Raw genomic sequence first — 24724 nt, 5'->3', positions numbered from 1 at the left:
TCCGCTTCACGCTGCCATCATTTTTTTCTGTTATCCTAACAACGATAAATTTTTTACCCTTATGGAGCAGGATAAGTTACGATACGGTAACGTGTTTCATTGCGCTCAAAATTCTTGAAATTGACATCATCAGGAAAAAAAGGATTATAAGCATTGACATGCTTTACAGAAACATTTTGCGCCTTCGGCGATGGATTAAAAATCGTTCGTTCATCTCTTGTTTTGACTCCAGTGGCATCAATAATCATATCCGTTCTGTAAAATTTTGGCGTCTTTTTCCGTGTTTTATGAGGCACAGTCAGGTTTTTAAAATTGGAAATAATCTGTTTTACGTGTTGCTTTTTAGCTTTCATCTTAGAATTTGGCTTAGCACGCATCGCTGTAAAAGAGATCTCAGGCACATTGTTGACATTTAAATAACCTGCAAATACCCAACCAACTTTTCCATTATAGCGAAGAGAACACCAAGCTTTATTGGAAAGACAGCCATGAATTTGCACTTTTTCTCCTTTAGGGACAGTTGCGATAACTTTATAAGTATCCGCTGGACCTGTACGCAAAACGGTTTGGTCTGATGCCACATGAGCAACTGTTACATCGCCCGCATAAGCAGCAGTCATTCCCAGCTTCCCTCCCCCCAAAGCGAATAAAATAACTGTCGTTGATAAAAAACTTTTCTTGAACATTCTTTTCTTCCTCTCCAAAGTGCAAAGGACAAAATATACGTCTTTGCAAAAAATTTCCGTGTTTAAGTTACATGGTGATCAATTCTTTGCTGATTCAAAGAAATGCACCACAATTCGAGAAAAGCGTATCCCCTAGTACCCTATATGCACGATCTATTATTTTGATTGTGCAATATTCCCTTATGGAATGTACTTTTCTTTATGGCTTTACTGGCAAAACCTCATCTGACCGCTTGGATTTTTGCCAATCGTCACTTAAAGAAGTTTTGAAATTGTCTTTGGTTCCCCAAACAAAGAATGAAAAATGAAGAATTTATTCCTGAATTTTGTAGCAAGACTGCTCGCACATTTTATTATTTTGTAAAAAATGCTTACAACATAGGAAAATAATATTCTACTTTTGAATAAAATGATTGAATATTTTCTGAAGCTTTTATAGTCTCAAATTTCTTTAAAATAAGACATTGAATCTTCTCTCAAGACATCTCTTAGAAAAGAATAAAGAAAGGCAAAAGCCATGACATTAAAGAAATTATCCCGAAATTTTCCCACTGGATTATTCCTTTCTCTCTTTGTACTTTTTTTGTCTATGAGTTTTTCCATGGCTGCAGATAAAGCAAAGATCAAACTTGGTGTTATGGAGGGGCATGAAGCTACTATTTGGCAAACCGCAGCAGAACAAGCAAAACAAACTGGTCTAGATATTGAACTTGTTTATTTTTCTGATTACACTCTGCCTAACGATGCTGTGAATGCAGGAGAGATTGATGCCAATGCTTTTCAGCATACACCCTACTTTAAAAATCAAATAGAACAACGTGGTTATAAACTCTCGATTGTAGGCTATACATTTATTGCCCCAATTGGTGTCTATTCGCACAAAATAAAAGCTATAAAAGAACTGCGTAATGGAGCACATGTTGGCATTCCAAATGATCCATCAAATGGGGGCAGAGCCTTACTTCTTCTCAATTCTTTAGGTCTGATTAAACTTAAAGATCCCCACGATATTCTTGCATCTTTCCTTGATATTATTGAAAACCCTAAAAATTTGCAAATTCGTGAACTTGATGCTGGCATGTTAGGGCGCACTATTGATGATTTTGATATCGCGGTCATAAACACCAATTGGGCTTTGGTCTCTGGATTAAACTTACAACAAGATGTGATTGCATGGGAAAAGGCTGAAAACAATCCTTATAATAATATCATCGTTGTACGCGCGAGCGAAAAAGATGAGCCATGGGTCAAAAAATTAGTTGCTGCCTACAACAGCGAACCTGTCCGTGCAAAAATCAAAGAAATTTTTGGGCCAGCCGCTCAAACATCTTGGTAATTGTGCCCTTCTCTTGGTAGTATTGCCATAAATCTTGGTAGTATTGCCATAAATCTTGGTAATATTGAATGAAAAAACCCACTCTTATCTCCTTAAGAAATATCAGCCGTTGTTTTAACAAGACGGCTGGTATTCCAGCGGTTAATAATCTATCCTTAGATATCCATGCAGGTGAAATTCTTGGCATTATTGGACGCAGTGGAGCAGGAAAATCAACACTTATTCGCTGTTTAAATGGATTAGAACAAATTGATGCAGGATCTATTTTTTTTGAAGGTGTAGATATTTCCAATCTCACAGAGACAGAATGGGCACCTTATCGCCAACGTATTGGAATGATCTTTCAACATTTCAATCTTCTCTCATCACAAAATATTCTCAATAACATTACACTCCCCCTTAAATTAAATGGTATAAATAAAAAGCTGCGCCATCAACGTGCCCTTGAACTCATTGAATTGGTAGGATTATCTGGTAAAGAATATAATTATCCAGCCGAACTTTCAGGGGGACAAAAACAACGCGTTGGTATTGCACGCTCTCTTGCTGCGAATCCTAAAATATTGTTATCAGATGAAGCAACTTCTGCTCTTGATCCTGAAACTACACAATCTATTTTAGAACTTCTCGCCGATATTAATAAACGTCTTCACCTCACTATTGTGCTCATTACCCACGAAATGGAAGTTGTGCGTACCATTGCGCATCGCGTTGTTGTCCTCAATCAAGGGAAGATTGTGGAAGAAGGACGTGTAAAAGATATTTTTACCTCACCTCAAGAAGAAACAACTATTGCCATGCTCAAACTTGTTATGCCACAACTTCCTGAAAAATTTGCCAAAGATCTCAAATCCATAGGAAAAGAAGCTGTCATTGAAATTAATATTGCTGGTGAAATTGCCCAACAACCTTTTCTCCATCTTCTAGAAGATGAAATTGGTTTAAGAGCACGTATTTTGCATGGTGGCATTGATACAGTACAAGGTGAAACTATCGGACGACTCTTCTTAGGTCTTCCAGCCCAAGATAAAGAAGCTTTAAAAAAGGCCGTAGAGTGGTTGACCAAAAAGGGACGATATTGCGAGGTTTTAGGTTATGTTTAATGTTCTATCTCATGAACTCCCCAATGCTGTTTTTGAGACAATATTGATGACGATAAGCGCTTCTTTGATGGCACTTATGATAGGCCTCCCCCTTGGCCTCCTGCTCTATACCACTGCACGAGGAGGGATTTTTGCCTCATCTCTTATTCATCGCCCTTTAAGTATCATCATTGATAGCATTCGTGCCATTCCCTTTATTATTCTTGCATTTTATCTTCTTCCTCTTACGCGTATGGTAGTAGGAAGGGGTGTGGGGATGCCTTCTGTGATCTTTGTTCTCACCATTTCAGCAATTCCCTTTTATGCACGCCTGGCAGAACTCTCTTTTAAAACAGTGGAAAAAGGTCTCATCGAAGCTGTCCGCTCCATGGGAGCAAACCGTCTGCAAATCATCCGGCATGTTCTTATTCCTGAAGCACTTCCCAGCCTGATTACGGGGTTTGCTGTCATGGTAATTTCTCTGATAGGGGCTACTTCACTTGCTGGCTATCTTGGCGGAGGAGGCTTAGGTGATATGGCAATCCGTTATGGCTACCAGCGTTATAATACCTCTATTATGACAAGTGTCATCATCCTTTTGATTATTCTCAATGTCATCACCCAATGGTCCTCTGACAAAATTGTACAAAAACTCGATAGAACAAAACACTAGAATAACAAAAGTTTTCGTCTTTCTTCCCATAGCATAAACTCTCTTTATTCTTGTCTTTTACCTTTTCCCACTTATGCATATGGTAACAGAACATGGGGAAATAGCTTCTGTGATTTTTATCATCATTTCAGCTCTTCCTTAATCTATGCATGCAGAGCAGAGTTCTCTTTCAAAACAGTGGAAAAACTCATTAAAGCCATCCATTCTATAAGAGCAAATTGTTGTTCTTATTCCTTGCACTTCGCATGATAACGGATTTTGCCGTCATAGCTATTATTTCTTGTCACCAAAACTACTTCACTTGCTATACATCTTAAGAAATTTAGGCGATATGGCAATCCGCGATGGATTGAGCAACGTTATAAAACCCCTATCATCATAAGTGTTATCACCCTTAAGATCATTCTCAATGTTACTATTTAGTGATTATCTGACAATAATTGTACAAAAACGCGACAGAACAAAGCACAAAACGATTTAAGAGTTTGTAGACTCCTCTCCAACCACAGCCACAACAAGCCACTGAGCCGTGAGAGCTGGTTTTTTTAACTGTTCAATTTCCACCGTAACGCCATAATGAAAAACAACACGACCAGAGGGACGAATCTCAGCATCATCTAAAACAAAATGAGCACGCACCCGTACACCTGTTTTTACAGGACTCATAAAGCGTACTTTATCAAAACCATAATTAATTCCCATTGTTATACCTTCCAACACTGGAAGAACCTCATAAGCAAGCGTAGACAAAAGTGATAATGTTAAAAAACCATGAGCAATAGTGCCACCAAAAGGTGTTTTTTTAGCCCTTTCCTCATCCACATGTATCCATTGATGATCATCTGTTGCGCATGCAAATTGATTAATCATATCCTGTGTCACAAGACGCCACTCCGATACTCCTATCTCTTTCCCAATAAAATTAACGACATCTTGTACTGCCATTTTTTGTTGCATAACGTACTTCCTATTTTATTTGATAAAAGCTGCCCAGGCCTCTTGCTTTTATAAAACCCATTGATTAGAGCATCAAGAATAAAAGATTAATTATTGTAAAAGCAAAGGCACCTTTTAAGTAGAAAATACCTTTTTGATAAGGTAATTTTCAAATGGAAAAAAAGAATGGCAAGCAATGTGAACCTAACAGGTTTAGCACGTGATCTGAAGCAGCGTGCAGAACAGCATCCCCCCATTCGTATTGGGCTCATTGGCTGTGGGGAAATGGGAACAGATCTATTGTCCACTGTTGTACATATGGAGGGTATAACAGTCGCCGCTATTGCTACAAGAACGCCCACGCGTATTTTTGATGCCGCAATATTAGCCTATGGCGAAGATGGGCATGTACGGGAAGTTGAAAATGCCCATGCCCTTACGCGAGCTATTGAAAAAGGTTTAATTGCGGCAACCGATGATATTGACCTTGTTTTGAGCCATGAACAAATTGATATTATTGTGGATGCAACAGGCTATCCTGAAGCTGGAGCAGAAATTGGTATCAAAGCGCTTGAGAATAACAAACATCTTGTCATGATGAATGTTGAAGCAGATGTTACAATTGGCGCTTATCTCAAACATGAAGCAGAAAAACGAGGACTTATTTATACACTTGGTGCCGGCGATGAACCAACTTCTTGTATGGAGCTCATCGAGTTTGTTTCAGCTCTTGGGCATAAGATTGTGGCAGCTGGGAAGGGAAAAAATAATCCTCTGCTTTTTGATGCCACACCTGATGCTTATGAAGAAGAAGCGTTACGGCGTAATATGAATGTGCGCATGTTGGTTGAATTTATTGATGGTTCAAAAACGATGGTTGAAATGGCAGCAATTGCCAATGCCACTGGTCTTCTCCCCGATTGTCCAGGAATGCATGGTCCACAAGTTCCCCTACAAGATTTAAGCAAAGTGCTTATCCCAAAACAAGATGGTGGTCTTTTAAAACATTATGGTGTTGTAGATTACTCAACAGGTCATGGCGTTTCCCCTGGTGTTTTTGTCATTGCAGAAATAGCACATCCGCGTCTGCGCGAACGTATGGAAGATTTAAAAATTGGTCAGGGTCCTTACTTTACCTTTCATCGCCCCTATCATCTCACAGCAATGGAAGTTCCCTTAACCTGTGCACGAATTATGCTTTATGGCAAAAAAGATATGGCTCCTCTTGATCACCCCGTAGCAGAAGTCTGTGCTGTTGCTAAAAAAGATTTACATCCTGGTGATCAGCTAGATTTTATCGGCCTTTATACTTATCGTGCTTGGTTAATGAGCCATACAGAAGCCCGCACACACCAAGCCATTCCCTGTGGACTTTTAGAAAAAGCAACCGTAACAGCTGAAATTAAAAAAAATGAACTTATTACGATGCATAATACTGCTATTCGTGAAGATCAGTGGATTGTGCGTCTTCGTACCAAACAAAATCTTTTACTTAAAACTCTTCCTTCTCATGCATAAATAATCCCTTATTACTTTTAAATTCATCTCATTAATTTGTATTTATAATCTATCATTTTTCTTATTGCATGAGAGCTCTGAAGACGGAAATATTTTTTATTTTATCCTATCATGGAACATAAAAAACTTTTAACGTGCTTTTTATAAATAACTTTTACACAAAAGCAGATAGACAATATGAAAAGGCTGATAAAAGAGGGTAAAATTGCTAAGCATATAACGATAAAATAACCATAAACTGTAAAAAATTAAATCTCACTACTTTGAAAAGCAAAACATCAATTATATAATTTTAAACTTTAATAATATCAATTAAAGATACATTTAATATTAACTAAAGTAATTTTTCTATCCAATACAATATTATTTTATTAAACAGAATGGCATGAATAAAAAAACTCATCGGCTTTGTCGATGAGCCTTTTGCTAAAGTGTACAAAACATTCCTAAAAGAGATACAACAGCACCAATAAAATCCCCCACACATAAAGAAATAAGAAATGATACAACCCCTATCCCCCCCCAAAAGGCTGAACCTGAAAATGCAGCAACTTTTTCACTTTTCTCAAAAGAAAATTCATTTTGTTTCCCAATATCATAGATAATAGCTCTATCTTCCGCTTTAATAACTACATTTTTTTCTAGTGTAGAAATAATTTCTTCCTCGTGAAATTGATTTTTTACAAAATTTGCATTCCCCTCCACAGTTTGTACAAAAAAAAGAATAAATAATGTAAAGACAAATGAACACACACGATTTTTAAATATTTTAAACATAGCTTTCTTTGCTCCCCTTTTTCTTTACTGAAAAAGTAAAAGAATATTCATATATATAAAAACCAAAACTTATATTTATAATTTATATAAACACATACAACACAATAAGATATATTATATAATACATTATGTATTGTATGTAAAGACACAAAATTAACATAATTTTAATTTTTAAACTCTTTGAATATTGGAAAGTATCATAACGTATCAAAACTTGAAATAATTTTTCTCAATAAACGCTTCACCATTTAAAAACTTTTATTTTTGTTTCCGCCCTATTTGAAACGAACAGACTCCTATATTTGTGTTTCTCTCATAGATAGGTTAAATTGAAAGCTGTAACTTTACTGCTTTTGATAACTTTATCTCTATGAACTTCTTTTTGGGTAATAATTTATGCTATCCGATACGCCGTTTCTCGCTCTTTTACCCCTAGGCGCACACGAATATCATGGAGATCACCTCCCCTTTGAAACCGATTGGATTATCGCCGAAGCTTTTGCAAAAGCACTCACTTTACAAACGAAAGAGCAATTTTCTATCGCACTCCTGCCAGTTGAAAAGATTGGTTATTCTGGTGAGCATATGGATGTTACAGGCACAAAAACCCTCAGCTTTTCTCATGCTATCGAGCGATGGATAACTATTGGTGAGCACTGCTATCAGAAAGGAATCAAACGTTTTCTTATGCTCAATGCTCATGGAGGAAACTCGCCTTTAATGAGCATTGTTATCACTGAATTACGAAGGCGTTTTTCAATGCTTGCAGTTGCGACAAGCTGGAGTCGTTTTGGTCTCCCGCAAGGTCTTATGGAGCGCTCCAAACAGCATCTTGATATCCATGGAGGCTTCATAGAAACCTCCCTCATGCTCTATTTAGCACCAGAAAAGGTACATATGGAAAAGGCTAAAAATTTTCATAATAAGCAAGCTGATATGATTGCCAATTATCGCTATTTACGCGCTTATGGCCCTCATGCCTTTGGATGGAAAATGGCTGATTTAAACAGACAAGGAGCAGCAGGCAATGCAAGCCAAGCAACATCACAAGCAGGAGAAGCAATTTTTGCACACACTCTTTGCGGACTTCGTAATTTACTTGATGATATCAAGCGATTTGAAATAAATGCATTACAATAATAAGATGTGCTCCCATGGAAAAGACACAAAATATGCCCACGAAACTTCCTGTTACAGTTCTCACCGGCTATCTTGGTTCAGGAAAAACCACTCTTCTCAATCGCATTCTTAGCGAAAACCATAACAAGCGTTATGCCGTCATCGTCAATGAATTTGGTGAAATTGGTATTGATAATGACCTTATCATTGAATCAGATGAAGAAATTTATGAAATGAATAATGGCTGTGTTTGCTGCACTGTGCGTGGTGATCTTATTCGTATTCTGGAAAGTCTGATGCAACGCTCTCATCGATTTGATGCTATCATTATAGAAACAACAGGGCTTGCAGATCCCATTCCCGTTGCACAAACTTTTTTTATGGATGATACTATCCATGACAAAATGGCTCTCGACAGCGTTATAGCAGTTGTTGATGCAAAATATTTGCCTTCCCAACTAAAAAAGAGCCGAGAAGCAGAAGAACAAATTGCTTTCTCTGATATTGTTCTCTTAAATAAAGTTGATCTTGTCAGTGTACAGGAGCGTGCCCATACCCGATCACTCATTCTTGCCATTAACCCCCGAGCCATTCTTTATGAAACAGAGCGTGCCAATATCCCTCTTGAAAAACTCCTCAATCATGGCTCTTTTGATCTTCAACGCATCTTAGAGGATGATCCCCATTTTCTCGACCAGCAGCATTCAGACAACTGCCATCAGCATTCACATCATGTCTGTGGTCCTGAATGCACGCATGATCATGAACATCACCCTGTATCCGCTATGCATGACCTTACCATCACTTCTGTGAGCTTAAAAACAGGTGCTCTTCAACCAGAAAAGTTTTTTCCATGGATTCAACAAATTACACAACAACAAGGTCCTGATATTTTGCGATTAAAAGGCATTATTGCCTTTCAAGGAGACGATGATCGTTATGTTATCCAAGGCATACACATGCTTCTTGAGGGACAACATCAACGTCCATGGCGTGAAGATGAAAAACGTGAAAGTCGACTTGTTTTTATCGGTCGCAATCTTGATGGCAAGACACTGAAAACTGATTTTGAAAATTGTGCATAAGCGAGGAACAATGCCAAGCATTACCCATTACGATCTGCAAAGCTACTGCCTTTCTTGCGGTTTTATAGACAATAAACCAGCCTTTGTTTCCGTGGAAGGCTTCATTGTTTTTTTAACTCCCTCCCCCCAAATCCTTGACGTACACCAAGGAATAATTTCAAGCCATTTTTCCCCTGATAACACAGCAATCATCACTGGTGGAGAAGATGGCAAAATTTGTCAAACAACAGCAGACCGTTGTACAGAACTATTCAAAAAACAAGACCGCAAGTGGATTAACAACGTTGCTTTTGGACCACAAAAAGTTTTTGCCTTTTCCTCCTCACGCACGACATGGACACATGTTGGGGAAGAGCAGCAAGAACTGCTTCATGAACGCAGTGTGGAAGGCCTTGCTTTCGCCCCCAAAGGTTTGCGGCTTGCTGTTGCCCATTACAATGGGGTTACCCTTCATTGGCTCTCAACGCAAATATCCCCAACCACATTAGTATGGAAAGGAGCCCATTGTGGCGTCACCTTCTCACCAGACAACCGCTATGTGATTTCCACTATGCAAGAAAATGCCCTTCATGGCTGGCGTCTTAATGACAATCAACATTTACGCATGAATGGCTATCCAAACAAAGTCAAAAGCTGGTCATGGAGTGCAAAAGGGAAATGGCTAGCAACATCAGGTGCCTCCGCAGCAATTATTTGGCCTTTTCAGACAAAAGATGGCCCCATGGGGAAAACACCCTTGGAACTTGGCACAAGAGCAAATGCACTTGTTACCACCGTTTCATGCCATCCAAGCAAAGAGATTGTCGCAGTAGGTTTCAATGATGGAATGATTTTATGTGCACATTTTCGCAATAGCAAAGAAATTCTTCTTAAAAACTGTGGGAAAAGTGCCATCTCAGCCCTAAATTGGAATCAAACAGGGCAGAACCTAGCCTTTGGGAGTGAAAGTGGTGAATGCGGGATTATCAACATCACTGCTTAAAAGAAATATCAGCAATAACAAGACAGATAAAAACAATTTCATCACTCTTTCAGTAATGATAAACATTCCCCTCTCTCTAAAAAACACACCTCAAACGAAAAAATATCTTAAAAATGTCTAAGTTTTTATCTTTGAATATTACTGTTTTTCCCTTCTACAGCAGAGCAAAAACTTCCTCCCTTCAACATACTACAAAATAATCGCACGCCCAGATAAAATCGTGCTACACGATAAATTTCCATCAGAGCTATTGCCCACTTAAAGCATCTGACGAAGAGCACTTTCGCCATTACCACCGGAAATACTAACATGCCCATTTCAATATCAAAAGATATGCGACTTAAAACTGCTTTTTTAAAAACTGCAAAATTCAAAAAAATCATTGCGCTTGTAAATAAACATTGTAAATAAATCAGCCAAAATACACCAAGAAACTTTTTGAAAAAATCTTTACAAAAAAACACTAAACGTTATTCCTGCCACAACACCAGCAGTGATTTTTTTTAATCTTTTGCTTTTCTTCAACACTTTTATTTGAAACATCAATGATTGTAAAACCATCAAATGAATATCTTCTATGTCTTCCTAACAAAGAGGATAATATATTAACTTCTACAAAGAATTCATAGATTTTATGTTTTTTTTAAGAAAAAAAGCACCCTAACAGTCAATCTTTCCCCACTCACATTGATAAAAAATACCAATAACAGATATAGATAACTCTTTTAACATTATGCCACGTATATAAAGTATTTATCATTCAACTTTCTCAAAATCACAGTGGAATCATTAACTCATAACTATACTATAGGCACTCGAAATCATAACAAGATTCGTTATGGCATAAAAAAACAAAGATCCCTTGAGATGCAATAAGAGAAAATTGCATAATTAAAAAGGCTGTATATTCTGTTGCTTTTTACGTAAAAGCAACAGAATATACTTTGTCAAAAAAGATGGCGCAATCCACCAGAGAATCTCGTTCCAGAAAAACCAACTTTCTTAAGGCGACGCTGATAAGTGACATCCCCATGAAGAGAAAATTTTGAAGAAAGGCGCGCATTAAACCCAAGCCCAGCTTCCAAAGAAGAACCAAAAGAACCTAACGGAAAATCGTTTTTAAAAAAAACAAATTTCTTATCTTCAAAACTATGCAAATAAGAAAGCTTACTATAAAAAGAAACCTCTCGTCCCTTTTCAGACACATTAAGTGTCTTGCTTAAACGCGCACCAACACGCCCTGACCATTGATCAAATTTCCCCAAATCAACATCAATATGATCAACATCATATGCCTGATTAAACTGAAGATTCTGATAAATAACCTGAACCTGTGGTTCAAAAACAACACCTTTATAGCCTATTGCAAACGTTTTGCCACTCGTTAAAGAACCACTAAACTGTTTTCCCTTTAACGCTACAACCTTGCCCCGTGCAAGCGTTAAAACATCTCCCTTAAAAAGACCATACGATAACACCCCATCAATATAAAAACCTGTATCATGCTGTAGACTTCCATACGCCCCAACAGACCATTTATCAAATGGGCTCTTTTTGCTGTATTCAACATCCTGAGGTATTAGAGAAAGATTGCCATAGTTTCCTAAAGCCCCAAAGAGTGTACGGCTGTATAAACCCTCAATCTCATTTAACAAAACACCTGCTTGAAATGCATTATAATCTAGCTCAGCATTATAACCATATTCAAAAGCAGATAAATTAGAAGCATAATGATGGCTCCCCCCATAAGCATGCAGAAAAAAGACTGTGTTTTCACCATCTTTCCAAGATGAATGAAAAGCTCCCCGCATGGTCTTTAATGTTTTATTTTGTGAGATCATCTCCATCAAGCCCACATGGAATAAAGCATTTTGTAAAAGGAGATACGTTGGCAATTGAGGAACAACAGCTCTAATGCCTTGTTCAGATTGCACATCAAACGGGACAGGAAAATGAGAGGAAGGAGAAACAAGAGCAAAAAGTTTAGAAGACTTTGCATCAATAGCTGCAGAAGAAGGAGACGCAGAATTTTTAGACGAAAGAGATACCGGAACAGAAGACGTGATAGATATCAATGACGCAAGAAGTGGATTGGAAGGCGAAGGTGGAGGATCAGAGGATGATGAAGAAGGAGAGTCAGACATCAACAACGTAGAGGATGAATTGGAAGGCGAAGGTGGAGGATCAACAAGATCAGAGGATGAAGAAGAAGAAGGAGAGTCAGACATCAACAACGTAGGGGGTGAATTGGAGGGAGAAGGTGGAGGATCAACAAGATCAGAGGATGATGAAGAAGAAGGAGAGTCAGACATCAACAACGTAGGGAGTGGATCGGAAGGCGAAGAATCCGCAGGACGAGATAATGAAAACGAAGAAGGTTTACCAAATGGACCATTATAAGAACCTAATCCAGAATGAAGATAGATACCTTCAAGACGGAAATCCCAAAAATCTCCCCCACCTTCCACTAATCTTTGCTTAGCATCCGCTTCTCCAAAGGGCGAACCTGGACCATAACCACGAATACGATATTGATAAGGTAAACCTTTCACCGTAGCATAACCCTCATAACCATTAGCGAGTTGAAAAGAACCTGCTTGCGCTTTTCCAGCAACTTGAATGAGTGAAATGCTTTGATCTCTTCCCTCATAGACTTCTTTACTTGCATATTTTGGAAAATTTTGCACATGAATGAATGTCGTTCCAGAGACATCACCAGAAATCAATATCCGATCGGTTTTTTGGGGATCAAACAACCCTTCATCATCCAAAAATGCACTAAGCTTAATCTGAGCATTTCCTTTTGCACTATATGCTTGCCTATGTAGTCCCTCTTCATCATTATTATTTAATCTTTCATCTCTCTTTTTCCCAATGCGCAACGTTTGATAACCATTCGATATATCTTCATCATTAAAGATTAATGTACTATCGGACAGACTTAGAGATGAAAGTGATGAAATAGATTTCTGTAAACCGTTGTATTTACTTTTAGTAAGATACCATTTTGAATAACGGGTTAACTCTAAATCAACAGTCGATTTATCGTCAACACGCGTCCCTCCTGTCAGAGAAGAAAAATTCGCTTTCACCAATAGAGAAGCATTATTTTCAGCTTTTAGCAACAAATCACCAGAGATCTTTGTTCCTTCTGATAATTCAAGAAAACCGCTAAGCTTATAGTCGCTAGCCCCCTTCGCATAAATAGCAATACCGTCTGGAACAGTCATATTTGTCTGTGATAAATGAACGAATGCCTTCCCTGTTACGATTGTCTTGGCTTCTAAAGGTTTTTCATCATCTCGTTGTCCTAATATTTTTGCAAGCTCTTTTGGCGTTAAAACATTAAAAGACAGACCATGTGCTTCCTCCCCTTGTACAGAAATATTATTTTTTTCTACCTTAATACTTGTACTCTTAAAGCTATCTGATAGATTATATTTTTGCAACAACTTGCCATTTTCATCTGCATAGCCTGAAAAATTTTTAACCAAAAAACCATGCATATGTTTCAGCTGAATCGAATTGTTTCTCAAATGAACATCACCGCCTTGAGAAACTTCAAAAGCTTCTGGGACCACCCCATCACCATTTATTACAGGTTCCTCTCTCTTACCTAGTCCCGTAATAACCATAGTATCGAGAAGATAGCGCCCTCCAAACCGTGTGGAAAAAGAGCCAGTCTGATTAAAAGTAACAGTACCCTCTGACATCCTCACCATTGCTCCCAATCCACTAATAAGTCCAAGCCCTTTCATATTCAAATTATCTGGTACAATATCGATATTCACACTCACTAAAGAAATATCCGTTTCTCTTCCCCATGCATAAACAGCATGTGATGTTCCCTTAATTCCCCCTACAGTCATACTAATAACTGCATTCTGAGCACGAAGTCCAGGTATATTCTTAAAATCCGAAGCTATGATATTAAGCTTTCCACCATTTCTTACATATGCACCATATGCAGATATCTTATCTGGATTATCGCCATAAATTGTTATCTGAGATGCGTTAACAATAGTGCCTGGATTTTCTACATACAGAGCTGCAATAAGCGCGGAACTAGGAGATGTATCCTGAGAATTTTTTAAGTAATAGACTCTATCTGCAAGCATGTGTACTCTACCATCATCAGCTTTATAAAATGCCTCTCCTAGATCACCCGAAGTTCCTGCAGCACTAACATAACCAATTGGCAAAAAATAAAAAACAACTTTTGTAACAACTTTCGTAAAAGTGCATAAAAATGCATGTTTATGAAATACATTTACCATAACTCTTCTTCACCCCTATTTATTGACGAAGAACATTTAAATGTATCTAATATATAAATTTCTTAAAATATAATAAATACAAAAAAGAATAACTAATTTAATACTTAACATAAAAATCTATACTTATGTATAAATTATTCTATATTTTATGTATAGCTAAAAAAGATGGCGTAAACCAGCGGAAAAACTTGCCCCTGAAAACCCAGCTTTAGTAAGCCGATGCTGATAAGTTATATCTCCATGAAGTGCAAATTTTGGAGATAATCGAGCATGAAAACCAAGACCTACCTCTAAAGGAGAGCCAAAAGCTCCTAACTGAAAATCTTTTTTAAACGAAACAAACTGTCTCTCTCTAAAATTATAGGAAAGATAAAGCTTACTATAGAAAGAAATAACACGCCCTTCTTCAGAAGAAGAAAGATACTTGCTTAAACGCCCACCAAAACGCGCTATCCATTGATCAAATTTTCCCAAATCAACATCAATATTATCAACATCATGCACATGATCAAATTGAAGATGCTGATAGAGAAGCTGAATCTGTGGATCAAAAACAACACTCTTATGCCTCAAGGTCAACATTGTACCACCAGTCAAAGAAGTATTAAACTGTTTTCCTTTTAACGTTGCTGTCTTATCTCGCACAAGCGTAAAAACATCACCTCTAAACAAACTATAAGAAAATACCCCATTTATATACAAACCGGTATTATGCTGCATATTTCCATAAGCAGCAACAGACCATTTATCAAACGCACTCTTTTTACTATATTCAACATCTTGAGGAAACAGAGAAAGGCTTCCATAAGTGCCCATAACCCCAAGCAATGTACGACTGCATAGACTTTCAATTTCTTTTAGCAAAACACCTGCTTCCAGAGCCGTATAATCGAGTTCAGCTCCATAACCATATTCAAAAGCAGACAAGTTTGAAGTATAATGGTGACTTCCACCATAACCACGAACAAAAAAAGCAGAAATTTCATCGCTTTTCAAAAGTCCCCCAGCAGCACTTCTTATATTTTCTAATTTTTTATTTTGAACTGTCAAATCCATCAAGCCAACCTGAAACAAAGCATTAGGCAACAAAAGATATGTTGGCAATTGCGGAACAACAGCTCTAATTCGGAACTCTTGTTGAATATCAGACTGAACAGGAACAGAATCTGAAAACGAAGGATCAACAGGCTCTAACGGCTCAGACGGAGAAGGTGGAACAGGTATAGGTGAGGCCGGCTCAGGATCTGAAGACGAAGGATCAACAGGCTCTAACGGCTTAGACGGAGAAGGTGGAACAGGTATAGGTGAGGCCGGCTCAGGATCTGAAGACGAAGGATCAACAGGCTCTAACGGCTTAGACGGAGAAGGTGGAACAGGTATAGGTGAGGTCGGCTCAGGGTCTGAAGACGAAGGATCAACAGGCTCTAACGGCTTAGACGGAGAAGGTGGAACAGGTATAGGTGAGATCAGCTCAGGATCTAAAGATGTAGTGTCGACAGGCTCTAACGGCTCAGACGGAGAAGGTGGAACAGGTATAGGTGAGATCAGCTCAGGATCTAAAGATGTAGTGTCGACAGGCTCTAACGGCTCAGACGGAGAAGGTGGAACAGGTATAGGTGAGGTCGGCTCAGGATCTGGTAGTATAGGTTTCACAGGCACAGATGGCTCAGATGAAGAAGGAGTGACAGGTAAAGTCTCCGAAGAATTTGGTGGAGAACTAATGTAAACACCTTCAAGGCGGAAATCCCAGAAATCCCCACTTGCTTCCACTAAGCTATTCTCAAACTGCACCACCCCACGAGAAGAATTGGGACCATAAGCACGAAGATGATATTGATAAGGCAAACCATCGATTGCAACATAATTACCAGAAAGTTTGAATGAATCTTCTTCTGCTGTTCCAAAAACTTGAACAAGTGAAATGCTTTCGTTGCCTTTACTGCCTACTTCTTTTTCTGAAATCTTGGAAAAACCTTCAATCTTAAGCAGCGTAGATCCAAAAACATTACCATAAATCAAAATGCGATCAGTTTTTTGAGGATCAAACAAACCATCATCATTAGGAGACGCACTCATCTTAATCTGAACATTACCCTCTGCACTGTATACGAATTCGTCCTCGTCTAATGTTATTTTATCTGTATTACTTCTTCTCCCAATATGCAGCGTTTGATAGCCCTTGGATAAATAATGATCAAAAACAATTGTACTATCCCTAAGAGAAATAGTTGAAAGCGATGAATTCGCAAAATCTGATTCTTGCAAACCTTTTTTACTTTTAGTAAGATACCATTTTGAACTTTGCATTAAGTGCAAATCAATACGAGACGTATCTTTAATACGTGTTCCTCCAGTAAGTGTGGAATGATAGGCTTGCACAAGAAGAGAAGAATCATTTTCAGCTTTGAGTAATAAATCACCAGAGACATTTGTTTCTTCTTTCAATTTAACTATAGCTTCAGCACCATAACCATCAGTCCCAGTACTGTAAATGGTGATACCATCCGGAACTTTTAAGGCTGTCTGTGATAACTGAACAAACGCCTTTCCTCTAATAACTCTTCTTTCTTGTAAACGGTTTTCAGCATCTGAGGTAAATATCCAAAATTGATCAAACCATTCGTCTGGATGTAAACCATCAAAATACAGACCGTGTGCCCTCTCACCCTGTACAGAAATATCTGATTCTTCAATTTTAATATTTGTTTTCTTAAACGTACCAGACCCATCAAAGCCTCGCCACAACAACTTGCCTTGATCATCTACATCGCCTGAAGAATTTTTAATCCAAAAGCCATGCATATCACTAAGCTGAAGAGAACTATTCCTCAATTGAATATCACCGCCTTGAAATACATCAAAAGCTTCTGGTAGCTTATTAATACTTCCCTCATCGACTATAACAGCCTCTTGTTTTCCTATTCCCTTAATTACAGTATTATCAAAAGTATATTGTCCCCCATACTGTGATGAAAACGCACCACTTCCATTAAAAGTAACGCTGCTGCCTGACATCCTAATTTTTGCACCAAAACTACTAATTAATCCTATATCTCCCAGACCATTTAGCTTAGTCTCAATATTTACACGAACTAAAGCAACATCTGTTTTTTTCCCCGATGCATAAATCGCGTGCGCAATCCCCTCTATCACCCCGTCTGTCATGCTAACAACTGCACTCTGAACAGAAAAACCAGCAACACCTTTAAAGTTTGAATCCGTCAGAACAAGCGCTCCTCCATCCTGTACAACTGCACCATATGCAGATATTTTATTTGAATTATCGCCATAAACTGTTATCTGAGATGCATCAACAACAGTTCCTGCTTTTTCTATGAATATGGCTGCACGAGGCATAGTATTAGGAGAGCTGTCTTGAGAATTTTTTAAATGATAGGTTTTATCTTTAATCGTATGTTTTTTACCATCATTACATGTATAAGAACTTTCCGTTTCTTCACAGGAAGTTCCCAAATTATGAGGATTTGCATTAATATTTACGATTGGCAAAAAAGAAACAATAGCCGTTGTAATAAATAAAAATTTATAATCTCTCGATACATTAACCATAACTTTATCACCAATTTTCTTCTTCTCCCCTTACTTAAAATAAAAAATATTCGCTAATAATGCTAAATGAAATATACGAACAATGCGAAGTATAAAAATTCAATATTCATTTATACTTCACACAATACTCTACTATAACTTATGTAAAACTTATCTTATATTACAAAGGTATCTAAAAACGGTAGCGAAGACCACCAGCAAAATGCGCTCCTGAAAAACCTGCTTTGCTAATCTTATGCTGATAAGTCACATCTCCATGCAAAGCAAAATTCGAAGACAACTGAGCATTAAATCCCATTCCAGCTTCTAACGAAGAGCCAAAAGCACCCACCTGGAATTTATCTCCAAAATGCACGAACAGTTTTTCTCTAAAACCGTGAACAAAATGAAGCTTTCCGTTGAAAGAAATAATGTTGCCCGTTTGAGACGCAGAAAGTGCCCTGCTTAAACGACCACCAACTCGCATTATCCATTGATCAGGTTTTCCCATTTCAATATCAAAACCATCAATATCAGACGTTTTACCAAATTGCAGGATCTGATAAACAACCTGAATCTGGGGATCAAAAACAAAACCTCCATATCCTGTCATAAACCTCTTACCGCCAACCAAGGATACATTGAGAGGATTTCCCTTCAATGTTGCTGTTTTTCCTCTTTCAAGAGTGAGAACATCACCCTTCAAAAAACCATAAGAAAACAAACCATCTAGATAAAAACCACTATCACTTTGAACGCTACCATAGGCTGTAACCGACCATTTATCAAATGTACTCTTCTTGCTCTCTATAACATCTTGAGGCTGTAGAGAAATTTTCCCATAAGTTCCCATAATTCCAAAACTAGTACTATGATAGGCACTCTCTACTTCTTTTAGCACCCCCCCTGCCTCTATAGCATGATAACCAAGATTTCCGCCATAACCATATTCAAGCTCAGAAAGATCTGTAACATAACGATTATTTCCGCCATAACCTCGCACAAAAATAGCAAGATTTTCACTATTTTCCAAAAGGCCTCCAGCAGCAGCACGCAATGTTTCAAGCTGTTTGTTTTGATTGCTAATATCCATTAAACCAACATGGAACAAAGCATTTGGCAACAAAAGATATGTTGGAACCTGTGGCACAACAGCCTTGACCCCTTCTTCAGGATAAAGAACAGAACCATTATGACCGGTAACAACATCATTATGATCAGCACCAGATCCAATAGAACGAGGTACGCGAGAATGAGACACGTTCTTTTTCAACTGAGCGTTTTTCAATTGAACAGAATGAGGAGAACGCTGAACATACTCAGACTCAAGACGAAAATCCCAAAAGTCTCCATTATATTGGGTATCTTTATCCTTAGCTAACCTGTTTTCATCTTTTGCTTGTCCATGAGAAAAATCTGGACCATAAGCATGTAAACGATATCGATAAGGTGTGCCCCTTAATGCTACGTAACCAGCCGCTAGTTTAAAGGAATCCGCTGCTGCTTTTCCATAAACCTGAACAATTGAAACACTGTGATTCTCCTTTTTCTTATCTTGCCTATGATTCCTTCCCTGCGCTGAGGCAGCTGAAACCTCCACAACCCGCACTTTTGTTTTTCCATAAACATCACCATAAATTAAAAGTTTATCAGCCTTTATTCCCTTGTTTTGACCATTCGTAGCAAGAGACGCATTTACAACAAGATGCGCATTGCTTGCAACATAAGCATAGTCTAAACTATTATCATCATCCAATCTGCCAATCTGAAGAGTCTGATAATGAGCGTCTTTCGGTTTCTGGAAAAAAATAGAACTGTCAATAACCCTCATAAATGAAACAGATGAATCTGCAAACTGTATACTTTTCCCGTTATTATTTTTCCCTGGTGTCACAGTCCATTTTGAATTATTAGATAACTCAATTTCAGCATAAGAGCTTTTATCAATGTGTGCTCCTCCTACAAGAAAAGAGGCATTAGCTTCAATTACCACCTGCGAATTATTCTTAACTTCTAACAACCGATTAGCAAAGATACGTGAACCATCTGATACAGTGATATAAGGAATTCTTCTAGCATCATCAATATAAACAGCTGTACCGCCAAGAACTTTAAAGAAAGTTTTCTTTAAAAAAATCTCCCCTAATTTAGTCAGTGCCTCTCCCTTTTCATAATCTTCTTGTGAAGAATTTCCTTGAAAATACATCCCGCGAGCCCCATGCCCCTTAACCGTAATATCTGAATCTTCAAAAACAACCCCAGAATAAAGCCAATCCCATGATCCATACAAAAGTTCATTATCCAATACGCCATACAAAGACTTACCGCCAGGAATGAAAACTCCTTCTGAACTCTCCATTACTAAACCATGAATACCAGTGACATCAACCTTACTATTCTTAACAAAAAGAGCGCCACCTTGCTCCACACCGAAAACTGCCTGACTTACGTCATTATTGTGATCACTTACCTTTTTACCTCTACGCGTATTTTTTCCACTGCCGGTAATAGAACTATACTCAAAAATAACTTTCGTTTTTTTGGGTGAAAATACTTCTGATATAATCAGACCAACTTTTTTTAATTGTAAGTCTCTTTTAACATTATTTTTTTTCTCTCCCACCTGAATGGTTTGCTTACCAAACCCTTTTATAACTGTAACATCGGCAATATCAGGATGAACAAAATTAGTACTTTTAATTTTTCCAAGAGCATCACATGAATAGGACTTAAAAAGGGAACTACACGAAAGCTTAGAATCCTGTGTTCCAGCACTTACATTGGGCACAAAGAAAAAAACAGACGTTGTAAGGGCATATAAACATACACGGTGCTTTAAGACTTTAATCATAATTTACTATAAACTTTCTTCTCTCGTTCACATAAAAAACTGAAGAGACATATCTGCCGATAGCTCCATTTAGTAAATTTCATGTAATTTGTTTTGGATTATATGTAAAGCTAAAATCAAGAAAAAAACACAATAAAGCACCAATTTGTGCCTTATAATTTTCACCGAAAATGCAATTAAAAATGATAGCTGAAGCCACCAGAAAAATGTGTCCCAGAGAAACCAGCTTTCGTAAATTTACGCTGGTAGGTCAGATCGCTCTGAAATGTGATCTTTTTAGACAGTTGCGCATAAACACCCAATCCTGCTTCCAGGGAAGAACCAAAGCTACCTAATAGGAAAGAGTTCCCCAAATACACAAATTGTTTATCACTAAAATCACGAACAAAATGAAGTTTACCATAGAAAGAAATCGCATATGATTCTTCGAACGCTGCAAGTGCCTTAATTAAATGTCCACCAACACGCATCATCCAAGTATCTGGTCTTCTCATTTCTATATCAAAACCATCAACATCACGTGTCTTACGAAACTGAAGATTTTGATAAATAAATTGTATTTGTGGATCCAGAACAAAACTTTTACACCCCATCATAAACGCTTTACCAGTAGTTAAGGAAACGCTTAAAGGCTTCCCCCTTAATATCACTGTTTTACCCCTTGCAAGAGTAAGAATATTCCCACTAAATAGGCCATAAGAAAAAAGACCATCCATATAAAATCCCGTTTCATGCTGCATGCTGCCATAAGCTGTAAAAGACCATTTATCAAACATGCTTTCTTGACTTTGTTTAACATTCAAGGGTTGTAAAGATAATTTTCCATATCTTCCCATAACCCCAAAAGATGTAGTACTATACGCACTTTCGATATTTTTCAGCAAAGTACCTACCTCTATAGCGTTATAATCAAGCTCGCCTGCGTAACCATATTCAAGCACAGATAAATTTGAGACATAACGATAACTTCCGCCATAAATATGAAAAAACAGAGCAGGATTTTCATCAACTTTCAGCCATTGATGAGAAACATTTCGCAGTTTTTGCAACTGCTTATTTTGACTGCTAATATCCATCCATCCAGTATGGAATAAGCTATTTGGCAAAAGCAGATAAGTTGACACTTGTGGGACAACGGCCCTTACATTTTGTTTAATATGGGGAGAAAACTCAGAAAAAGGCTTAGAAATAAGGGAAATACGATCCACGTCAGAGCGAATAGAAGTATCCTTTGGTAAGACAGTAACAGATACAGCAACATTAGGCACAGAAAAATGTTTTTTTGAAGCCTCAAGCTCCATGACAACAGATGTCATGGACTCTTCCAGCACAGAATTCGATAGAGTAGAAGGTGGGCGAGAAACAGGGGACTGACTTTGGATCTTAGCTTCAGTAACAGCAGTACCAATAGATGTAACAATAGAAGAATTAACTTTATTGGAAAAATCAGAAGGAAAATCTTCAAAGTTTTTGTGGAATATATCCTCATTTTCGCCAACATTAGGAAACTGGTTTGGCCGAGAAGAGGAAGATTTAACAAACTCACTTTCGAGGCGAAAATCCCAAAAATCTCCCTCCCCTTTAAGAACTTTTTGCCCAACGTCCGCCTTTCCCAAAGAGGAACTTGGACCATAAGCATAAAGGCTATACCGATAAGGTGAACCTTGCAGCGTAACGTAACCTCCATGCAGCTGAAAAGAATTTTCCTTTGCCTCTCCATAAACCTGAATAATGGAAATGCCCTTATTATTTCCATGATCTCCCGTATATTGCCCTGGACTTCCAGAAACACTCTGCACATAAACTGTTGTTGTTCCAGAAACATTACCATGGATTAAAAATCGATCCGTTTTTTGCTCTTGAAGTGTTCCTCCCTTATCCAAATATGTATTGAGATAAAGATGCGCATTTCCTTGTGCACGATAAACCTCACCTGTGCCTTTTCCAACGAGCAGTGTTTGATAATCATTACCTGTTTTGGATTTTAGTTTTTCAAAAATAACAGAACTATCCGTAAGATTAAGCGATGAGAGGAACGAATAATCACCCAATTGTGAGCCAAAAGAATGCGCATTTTGTAATTTTTCATATTCCGGTCGTGATAAACCCCACTTTGAACCATTCTTTAACTCTAAATCAGCAGTAGAGCTTTCATCAACATAAGCCCCTCCTATAAGAGTAGAAGCATCTGCTGTAACTTTTACAGTAGAATTTTCTTTAGCCTTTAACAATAAATCTCCAGAAAGCTTTGAACCTTGTGAGAGTTGAACAAGACTGTTGAATTTTCGGCTATAAATCGCTGCACTTTCAAGAACAAAAAATCCTGTCTTTGCCAACTGGACAGTTGCTTTTCCAGGTAGAATTATTGTCTCTTTGTCAAATATAGCTTCCCAAAAAAACTGCATACCATTAAAAGCTTTGCTTCTAACAACAACCATAGAATTTTTGAAATGCGCAGTACCATTATCATTCCCCTGCAGTAAAATTCCATGAGCATTGTTAACATCCACAATACTTTTTTGAATATCAATAAAGCCTTGACCTTGAAGCATAGAAAAAGCAGCATTTTTACTATAACTGTCTGTTATCTGCTTTCTTCTTCCTCTCATAACGACATTCTCTAAAGTAACTTTTCCTTCTCCTCCAGTTTGAACTCCGATACCATTGGCAAAATCAATCTTCCCTCCTTTCATATGAATTGTTGCACCAGTTTGGCTAAAAAGACTTATCGCACCGCTATCCGTTTTAATTTCTACATTCTGTAAAAAAGCAAATGATTCTTTACCAGTAACACCGACCCCTATTCGCGTTACCTCAAGCACCCCATCTCGCATCTCAAAAGCTCCTCCCTCATCAACCTGCGCACCTATCGATACACCCTTTAAGATGGAATCAAAGAGAGACCCTCCCCCTTGCTGGGAGACTTTTATTCCTGTTATCCAAGAGCTTTTTCCTGTATGACCATTTACATAGGAGATACCGTTAATGATAATAGTATCTGCTTCAATCACTGTATTTTTCCCCCATGCCTCTATGACTGCATTAGGATTTTCACCCGTAGCTGTATAAGTTTTTTTGGAAATTTTATGTTCTTTTCCATCATTGCAGCGATAAAATGAAGCACTTTCGCTACATGAAAATTGTCTCTTTCCAGCAGATTGATCATGAGCATCAGCATTATGTACAAAAATAAAAATAATCGTTGTAAAATGACATAAAGAGAAGTGACTTCTAAATATTTTGATCATAATTTTTCTATAAACTTTCTTCCCCTTCTTATGAAAAACAACAACCCGCCTTTTACATAATTGCTTTTATGAATTAAGCACAATGCATATAATACATTTTGTATTTTATTAATCCGTTGCACGATTTATGTAAAGCTAAAAGCAAAAAGAGAACTATTTAAAGTTGTGATATCCACAACAATACAACTGAAAAGAAATGGATTCATCTCCTCTCTCCAAAAAGTTTCTCTCAAAACAGTTTATAAATTTATATGAATGAGGAAACAGCCAAACAAAAAGCAAGAAAATTTAAAGAGAAAGAACTTTGAAAATAACGAAACGAATTGTTGTCAAATTGTCAGAAAAATAATGGACAGAAAGAAAAAAGCCACAAGTATAACTTGTGGCTTTTTGAAACATTAATCACCATAGAACCAAACTAAAAACGATAACGAACTCCTCCAGAAAAACTCGTTCCAGAAAAACCAGCCTTATTGAATTTATGCTGATAAACAAGATCTCCATGAAGAGAAAACTGTGGAGACAATTTAGCATTAAAACCTAATCCACCTTCTAAAGAAGAGCCAAAAGCACCTAACTGGAAAGTATCTTTAAAACGCACAGAT

Annotated in this window: 15 protein-coding genes; 7 read left to right on the top strand and 8 right to left on the bottom strand. The window is 37.7% G+C overall.

Annotation, left to right across the window (positions count from 1 at the left end; genetic code table 11):
- Positions 1–59: 59 nt before the first annotated feature.
- Entirely contained in the window at positions 60–686 is a 627-nt protein-coding gene (locus ABD909_RS06835) for an SH3 domain-containing protein (RefSeq protein ID WP_345097214.1), read from the bottom strand.
- Positions 687–1203: 517 nt separating this feature from the next.
- Between ABD909_RS06835 and ABD909_RS06830 the strand changes: the two genes are divergently transcribed.
- The 3 genes from ABD909_RS06830 (at position 1204) to ABD909_RS06820 (ending at position 3777) form a co-directional block, all read left to right on the top strand.
- On the top strand, positions 1204–2022 hold the full coding sequence (locus ABD909_RS06830; RefSeq protein ID WP_345097213.1) for a MetQ/NlpA family ABC transporter substrate-binding protein: 819 nt from the start codon (positions 1204–1206) through the stop codon (positions 2020–2022).
- A gap of 68 nt (positions 2023–2090) precedes the next feature.
- Positions 2091–3125, top strand: coding sequence for a methionine ABC transporter ATP-binding protein (locus ABD909_RS06825; protein WP_345097212.1), 1035 nt, complete (start codon positions 2091–2093; stop codon positions 3123–3125).
- Positions 3118–3777 (top strand): methionine ABC transporter permease, encoded by a 660-nt coding sequence (locus tag ABD909_RS06820; protein WP_345097211.1) that lies wholly within the window; start codon positions 3118–3120, stop codon positions 3775–3777. Before ABD909_RS06825 ends, ABD909_RS06820 begins: the two co-directional genes overlap by 8 nt.
- A gap of 477 nt (positions 3778–4254) precedes the next feature.
- Here the strand turns inward: ABD909_RS06820 and ABD909_RS06815 are convergent, their stop codons facing one another.
- Entirely contained in the window at positions 4255–4734 is a 480-nt protein-coding gene (locus ABD909_RS06815; protein WP_345097210.1) for a MaoC family dehydratase, read from the bottom strand.
- A gap of 165 nt (positions 4735–4899) precedes the next feature.
- On the opposite strand from ABD909_RS06815, the gene ABD909_RS06810 reads away from it, so the two are divergent.
- A complete protein-coding gene (locus tag ABD909_RS06810) occupies positions 4900–6231 on the top strand; it encodes an NAD(P)H-dependent oxidoreductase (protein WP_345097209.1) in 1332 nt (443 codons plus the stop codon).
- A 426-nt stretch (positions 6232–6657) separates the two neighbouring features.
- Here the strand turns inward: ABD909_RS06810 and ABD909_RS06805 are convergent, their stop codons facing one another.
- Positions 6658–7008 carry a hypothetical protein gene (locus ABD909_RS06805; protein WP_345097208.1) on the bottom strand — a complete coding sequence of 117 codons (351 nt, stop codon included), beginning with the start codon at positions 7006–7008 and terminating at the stop codon, positions 6658–6660.
- 396 nt (positions 7009–7404) lie between these two features.
- Between ABD909_RS06805 and ABD909_RS06800 the strand changes: the two genes are divergently transcribed.
- From ABD909_RS06800 to ABD909_RS06790, 3 genes are read left to right on the top strand one after another with little or no spacing between them, the layout of a single operon-like run.
- On the top strand, positions 7405–8148 hold the full coding sequence (locus ABD909_RS06800; protein WP_345097207.1) for a creatininase family protein: 744 nt from the start codon (positions 7405–7407) through the stop codon (positions 8146–8148).
- A gap of 14 nt (positions 8149–8162) precedes the next feature.
- Entirely contained in the window at positions 8163–9212 is a 1050-nt protein-coding gene (locus tag ABD909_RS06795) for a CobW family GTP-binding protein (protein WP_345097206.1), read from the top strand.
- A gap of 10 nt (positions 9213–9222) precedes the next feature.
- A complete protein-coding gene (locus tag ABD909_RS06790) occupies positions 9223–10194 on the top strand; it encodes a WD40 repeat domain-containing protein (RefSeq protein WP_345097205.1) in 972 nt (323 codons plus the stop codon).
- Positions 10195–11141: 947 nt separating this feature from the next.
- Here the strand turns inward: ABD909_RS06790 and ABD909_RS06785 are convergent.
- The 5 genes from ABD909_RS06785 to ABD909_RS06765 all read right to left on the bottom strand — a co-directional run.
- Positions 11142–14471 (bottom strand): autotransporter outer membrane beta-barrel domain-containing protein, encoded by a 3330-nt coding sequence (locus ABD909_RS06785; protein ID WP_345097204.1) that lies wholly within the window; start codon positions 14469–14471, stop codon positions 11142–11144.
- A 156-nt stretch (positions 14472–14627) separates the two neighbouring features.
- The gene (locus ABD909_RS06780; RefSeq protein ID WP_345097203.1) at positions 14628–18041 is read right to left on the bottom strand and encodes an autotransporter outer membrane beta-barrel domain-containing protein; all 3414 of its coding nucleotides are present in this window, start codon (positions 18039–18041) and stop codon (positions 14628–14630) included.
- A 172-nt stretch (positions 18042–18213) separates the two neighbouring features.
- Entirely contained in the window at positions 18214–20871 is a 2658-nt protein-coding gene (locus tag ABD909_RS06775; RefSeq protein ID WP_345097202.1) for an autotransporter outer membrane beta-barrel domain-containing protein, read from the bottom strand.
- A 176-nt stretch (positions 20872–21047) separates the two neighbouring features.
- Positions 21048–24119 (bottom strand): autotransporter outer membrane beta-barrel domain-containing protein, encoded by a 3072-nt coding sequence (locus ABD909_RS06770; RefSeq protein WP_345097201.1) that lies wholly within the window; start codon positions 24117–24119, stop codon positions 21048–21050.
- A 418-nt stretch (positions 24120–24537) separates the two neighbouring features.
- A partial coding sequence (locus ABD909_RS06765) for an autotransporter outer membrane beta-barrel domain-containing protein (RefSeq protein ID WP_345097200.1) occupies positions 24538–24724 on the bottom strand: 187 nt, incomplete at its 5' end.

It is taken from the genome of Bartonella acomydis (assembly GCF_039543025.1).
GTDB classification, from domain to species: Bacteria; Pseudomonadota; Alphaproteobacteria; order Rhizobiales; family Rhizobiaceae; genus Bartonella; species Bartonella acomydis.
Note: the sequence above shows the minus strand (reverse complement) of the source record. Positions and strands in the feature narration are given on the sequence as shown.

Bases quoted from the DNA above. Each gene is read 5' to 3' on its own strand.
- ABD909_RS06780 (WP_345097203.1), bottom strand. From the start codon at position 18,041: ATGGTTAATGTATCGAGAGATTATAAATTTTTATTTATTACAACGGCT.
- ABD909_RS06785 (WP_345097204.1), bottom strand. From the start codon at position 14,471: ATGGTAAATGTATTTCATAAACATGCATTTTTATGCACTTTTACGAAA.
- ABD909_RS06770 (WP_345097201.1), bottom strand. From the start codon at position 24,119: ATGATCAAAATATTTAGAAGTCACTTCTCTTTATGTCATTTTACAACG.
- ABD909_RS06830 (WP_345097213.1), top strand. From the start codon at position 1,204: ATGACATTAAAGAAATTATCCCGAAATTTTCCCACTGGATTATTCCTT.
- ABD909_RS06820 (WP_345097211.1), top strand. From the start codon at position 3,118: ATGTTTAATGTTCTATCTCATGAACTCCCCAATGCTGTTTTTGAGACA.
- ABD909_RS06805 (WP_345097208.1), bottom strand. From the start codon at position 7,008: ATGTTTAAAATATTTAAAAATCGTGTGTGTTCATTTGTCTTTACATTA.
- ABD909_RS06835 (WP_345097214.1), bottom strand. From the start codon at position 686: ATGTTCAAGAAAAGTTTTTTATCAACGACAGTTATTTTATTCGCTTTG.
- ABD909_RS06790 (WP_345097205.1), top strand. From the start codon at position 9,223: ATGCCAAGCATTACCCATTACGATCTGCAAAGCTACTGCCTTTCTTGC.
- ABD909_RS06800 (WP_345097207.1), top strand. From the start codon at position 7,405: ATGCTATCCGATACGCCGTTTCTCGCTCTTTTACCCCTAGGCGCACAC.
- ABD909_RS06815 (WP_345097210.1), bottom strand. From the start codon at position 4,734: ATGCAACAAAAAATGGCAGTACAAGATGTCGTTAATTTTATTGGGAAA.
- ABD909_RS06825 (WP_345097212.1), top strand. From the start codon at position 2,091: ATGAAAAAACCCACTCTTATCTCCTTAAGAAATATCAGCCGTTGTTTT.
- ABD909_RS06775 (WP_345097202.1), bottom strand. From the start codon at position 20,871: ATGATTAAAGTCTTAAAGCACCGTGTATGTTTATATGCCCTTACAACG.
- ABD909_RS06795 (WP_345097206.1), top strand. From the start codon at position 8,163: ATGGAAAAGACACAAAATATGCCCACGAAACTTCCTGTTACAGTTCTC.
- ABD909_RS06810 (WP_345097209.1), top strand. From the start codon at position 4,900: ATGGCAAGCAATGTGAACCTAACAGGTTTAGCACGTGATCTGAAGCAG.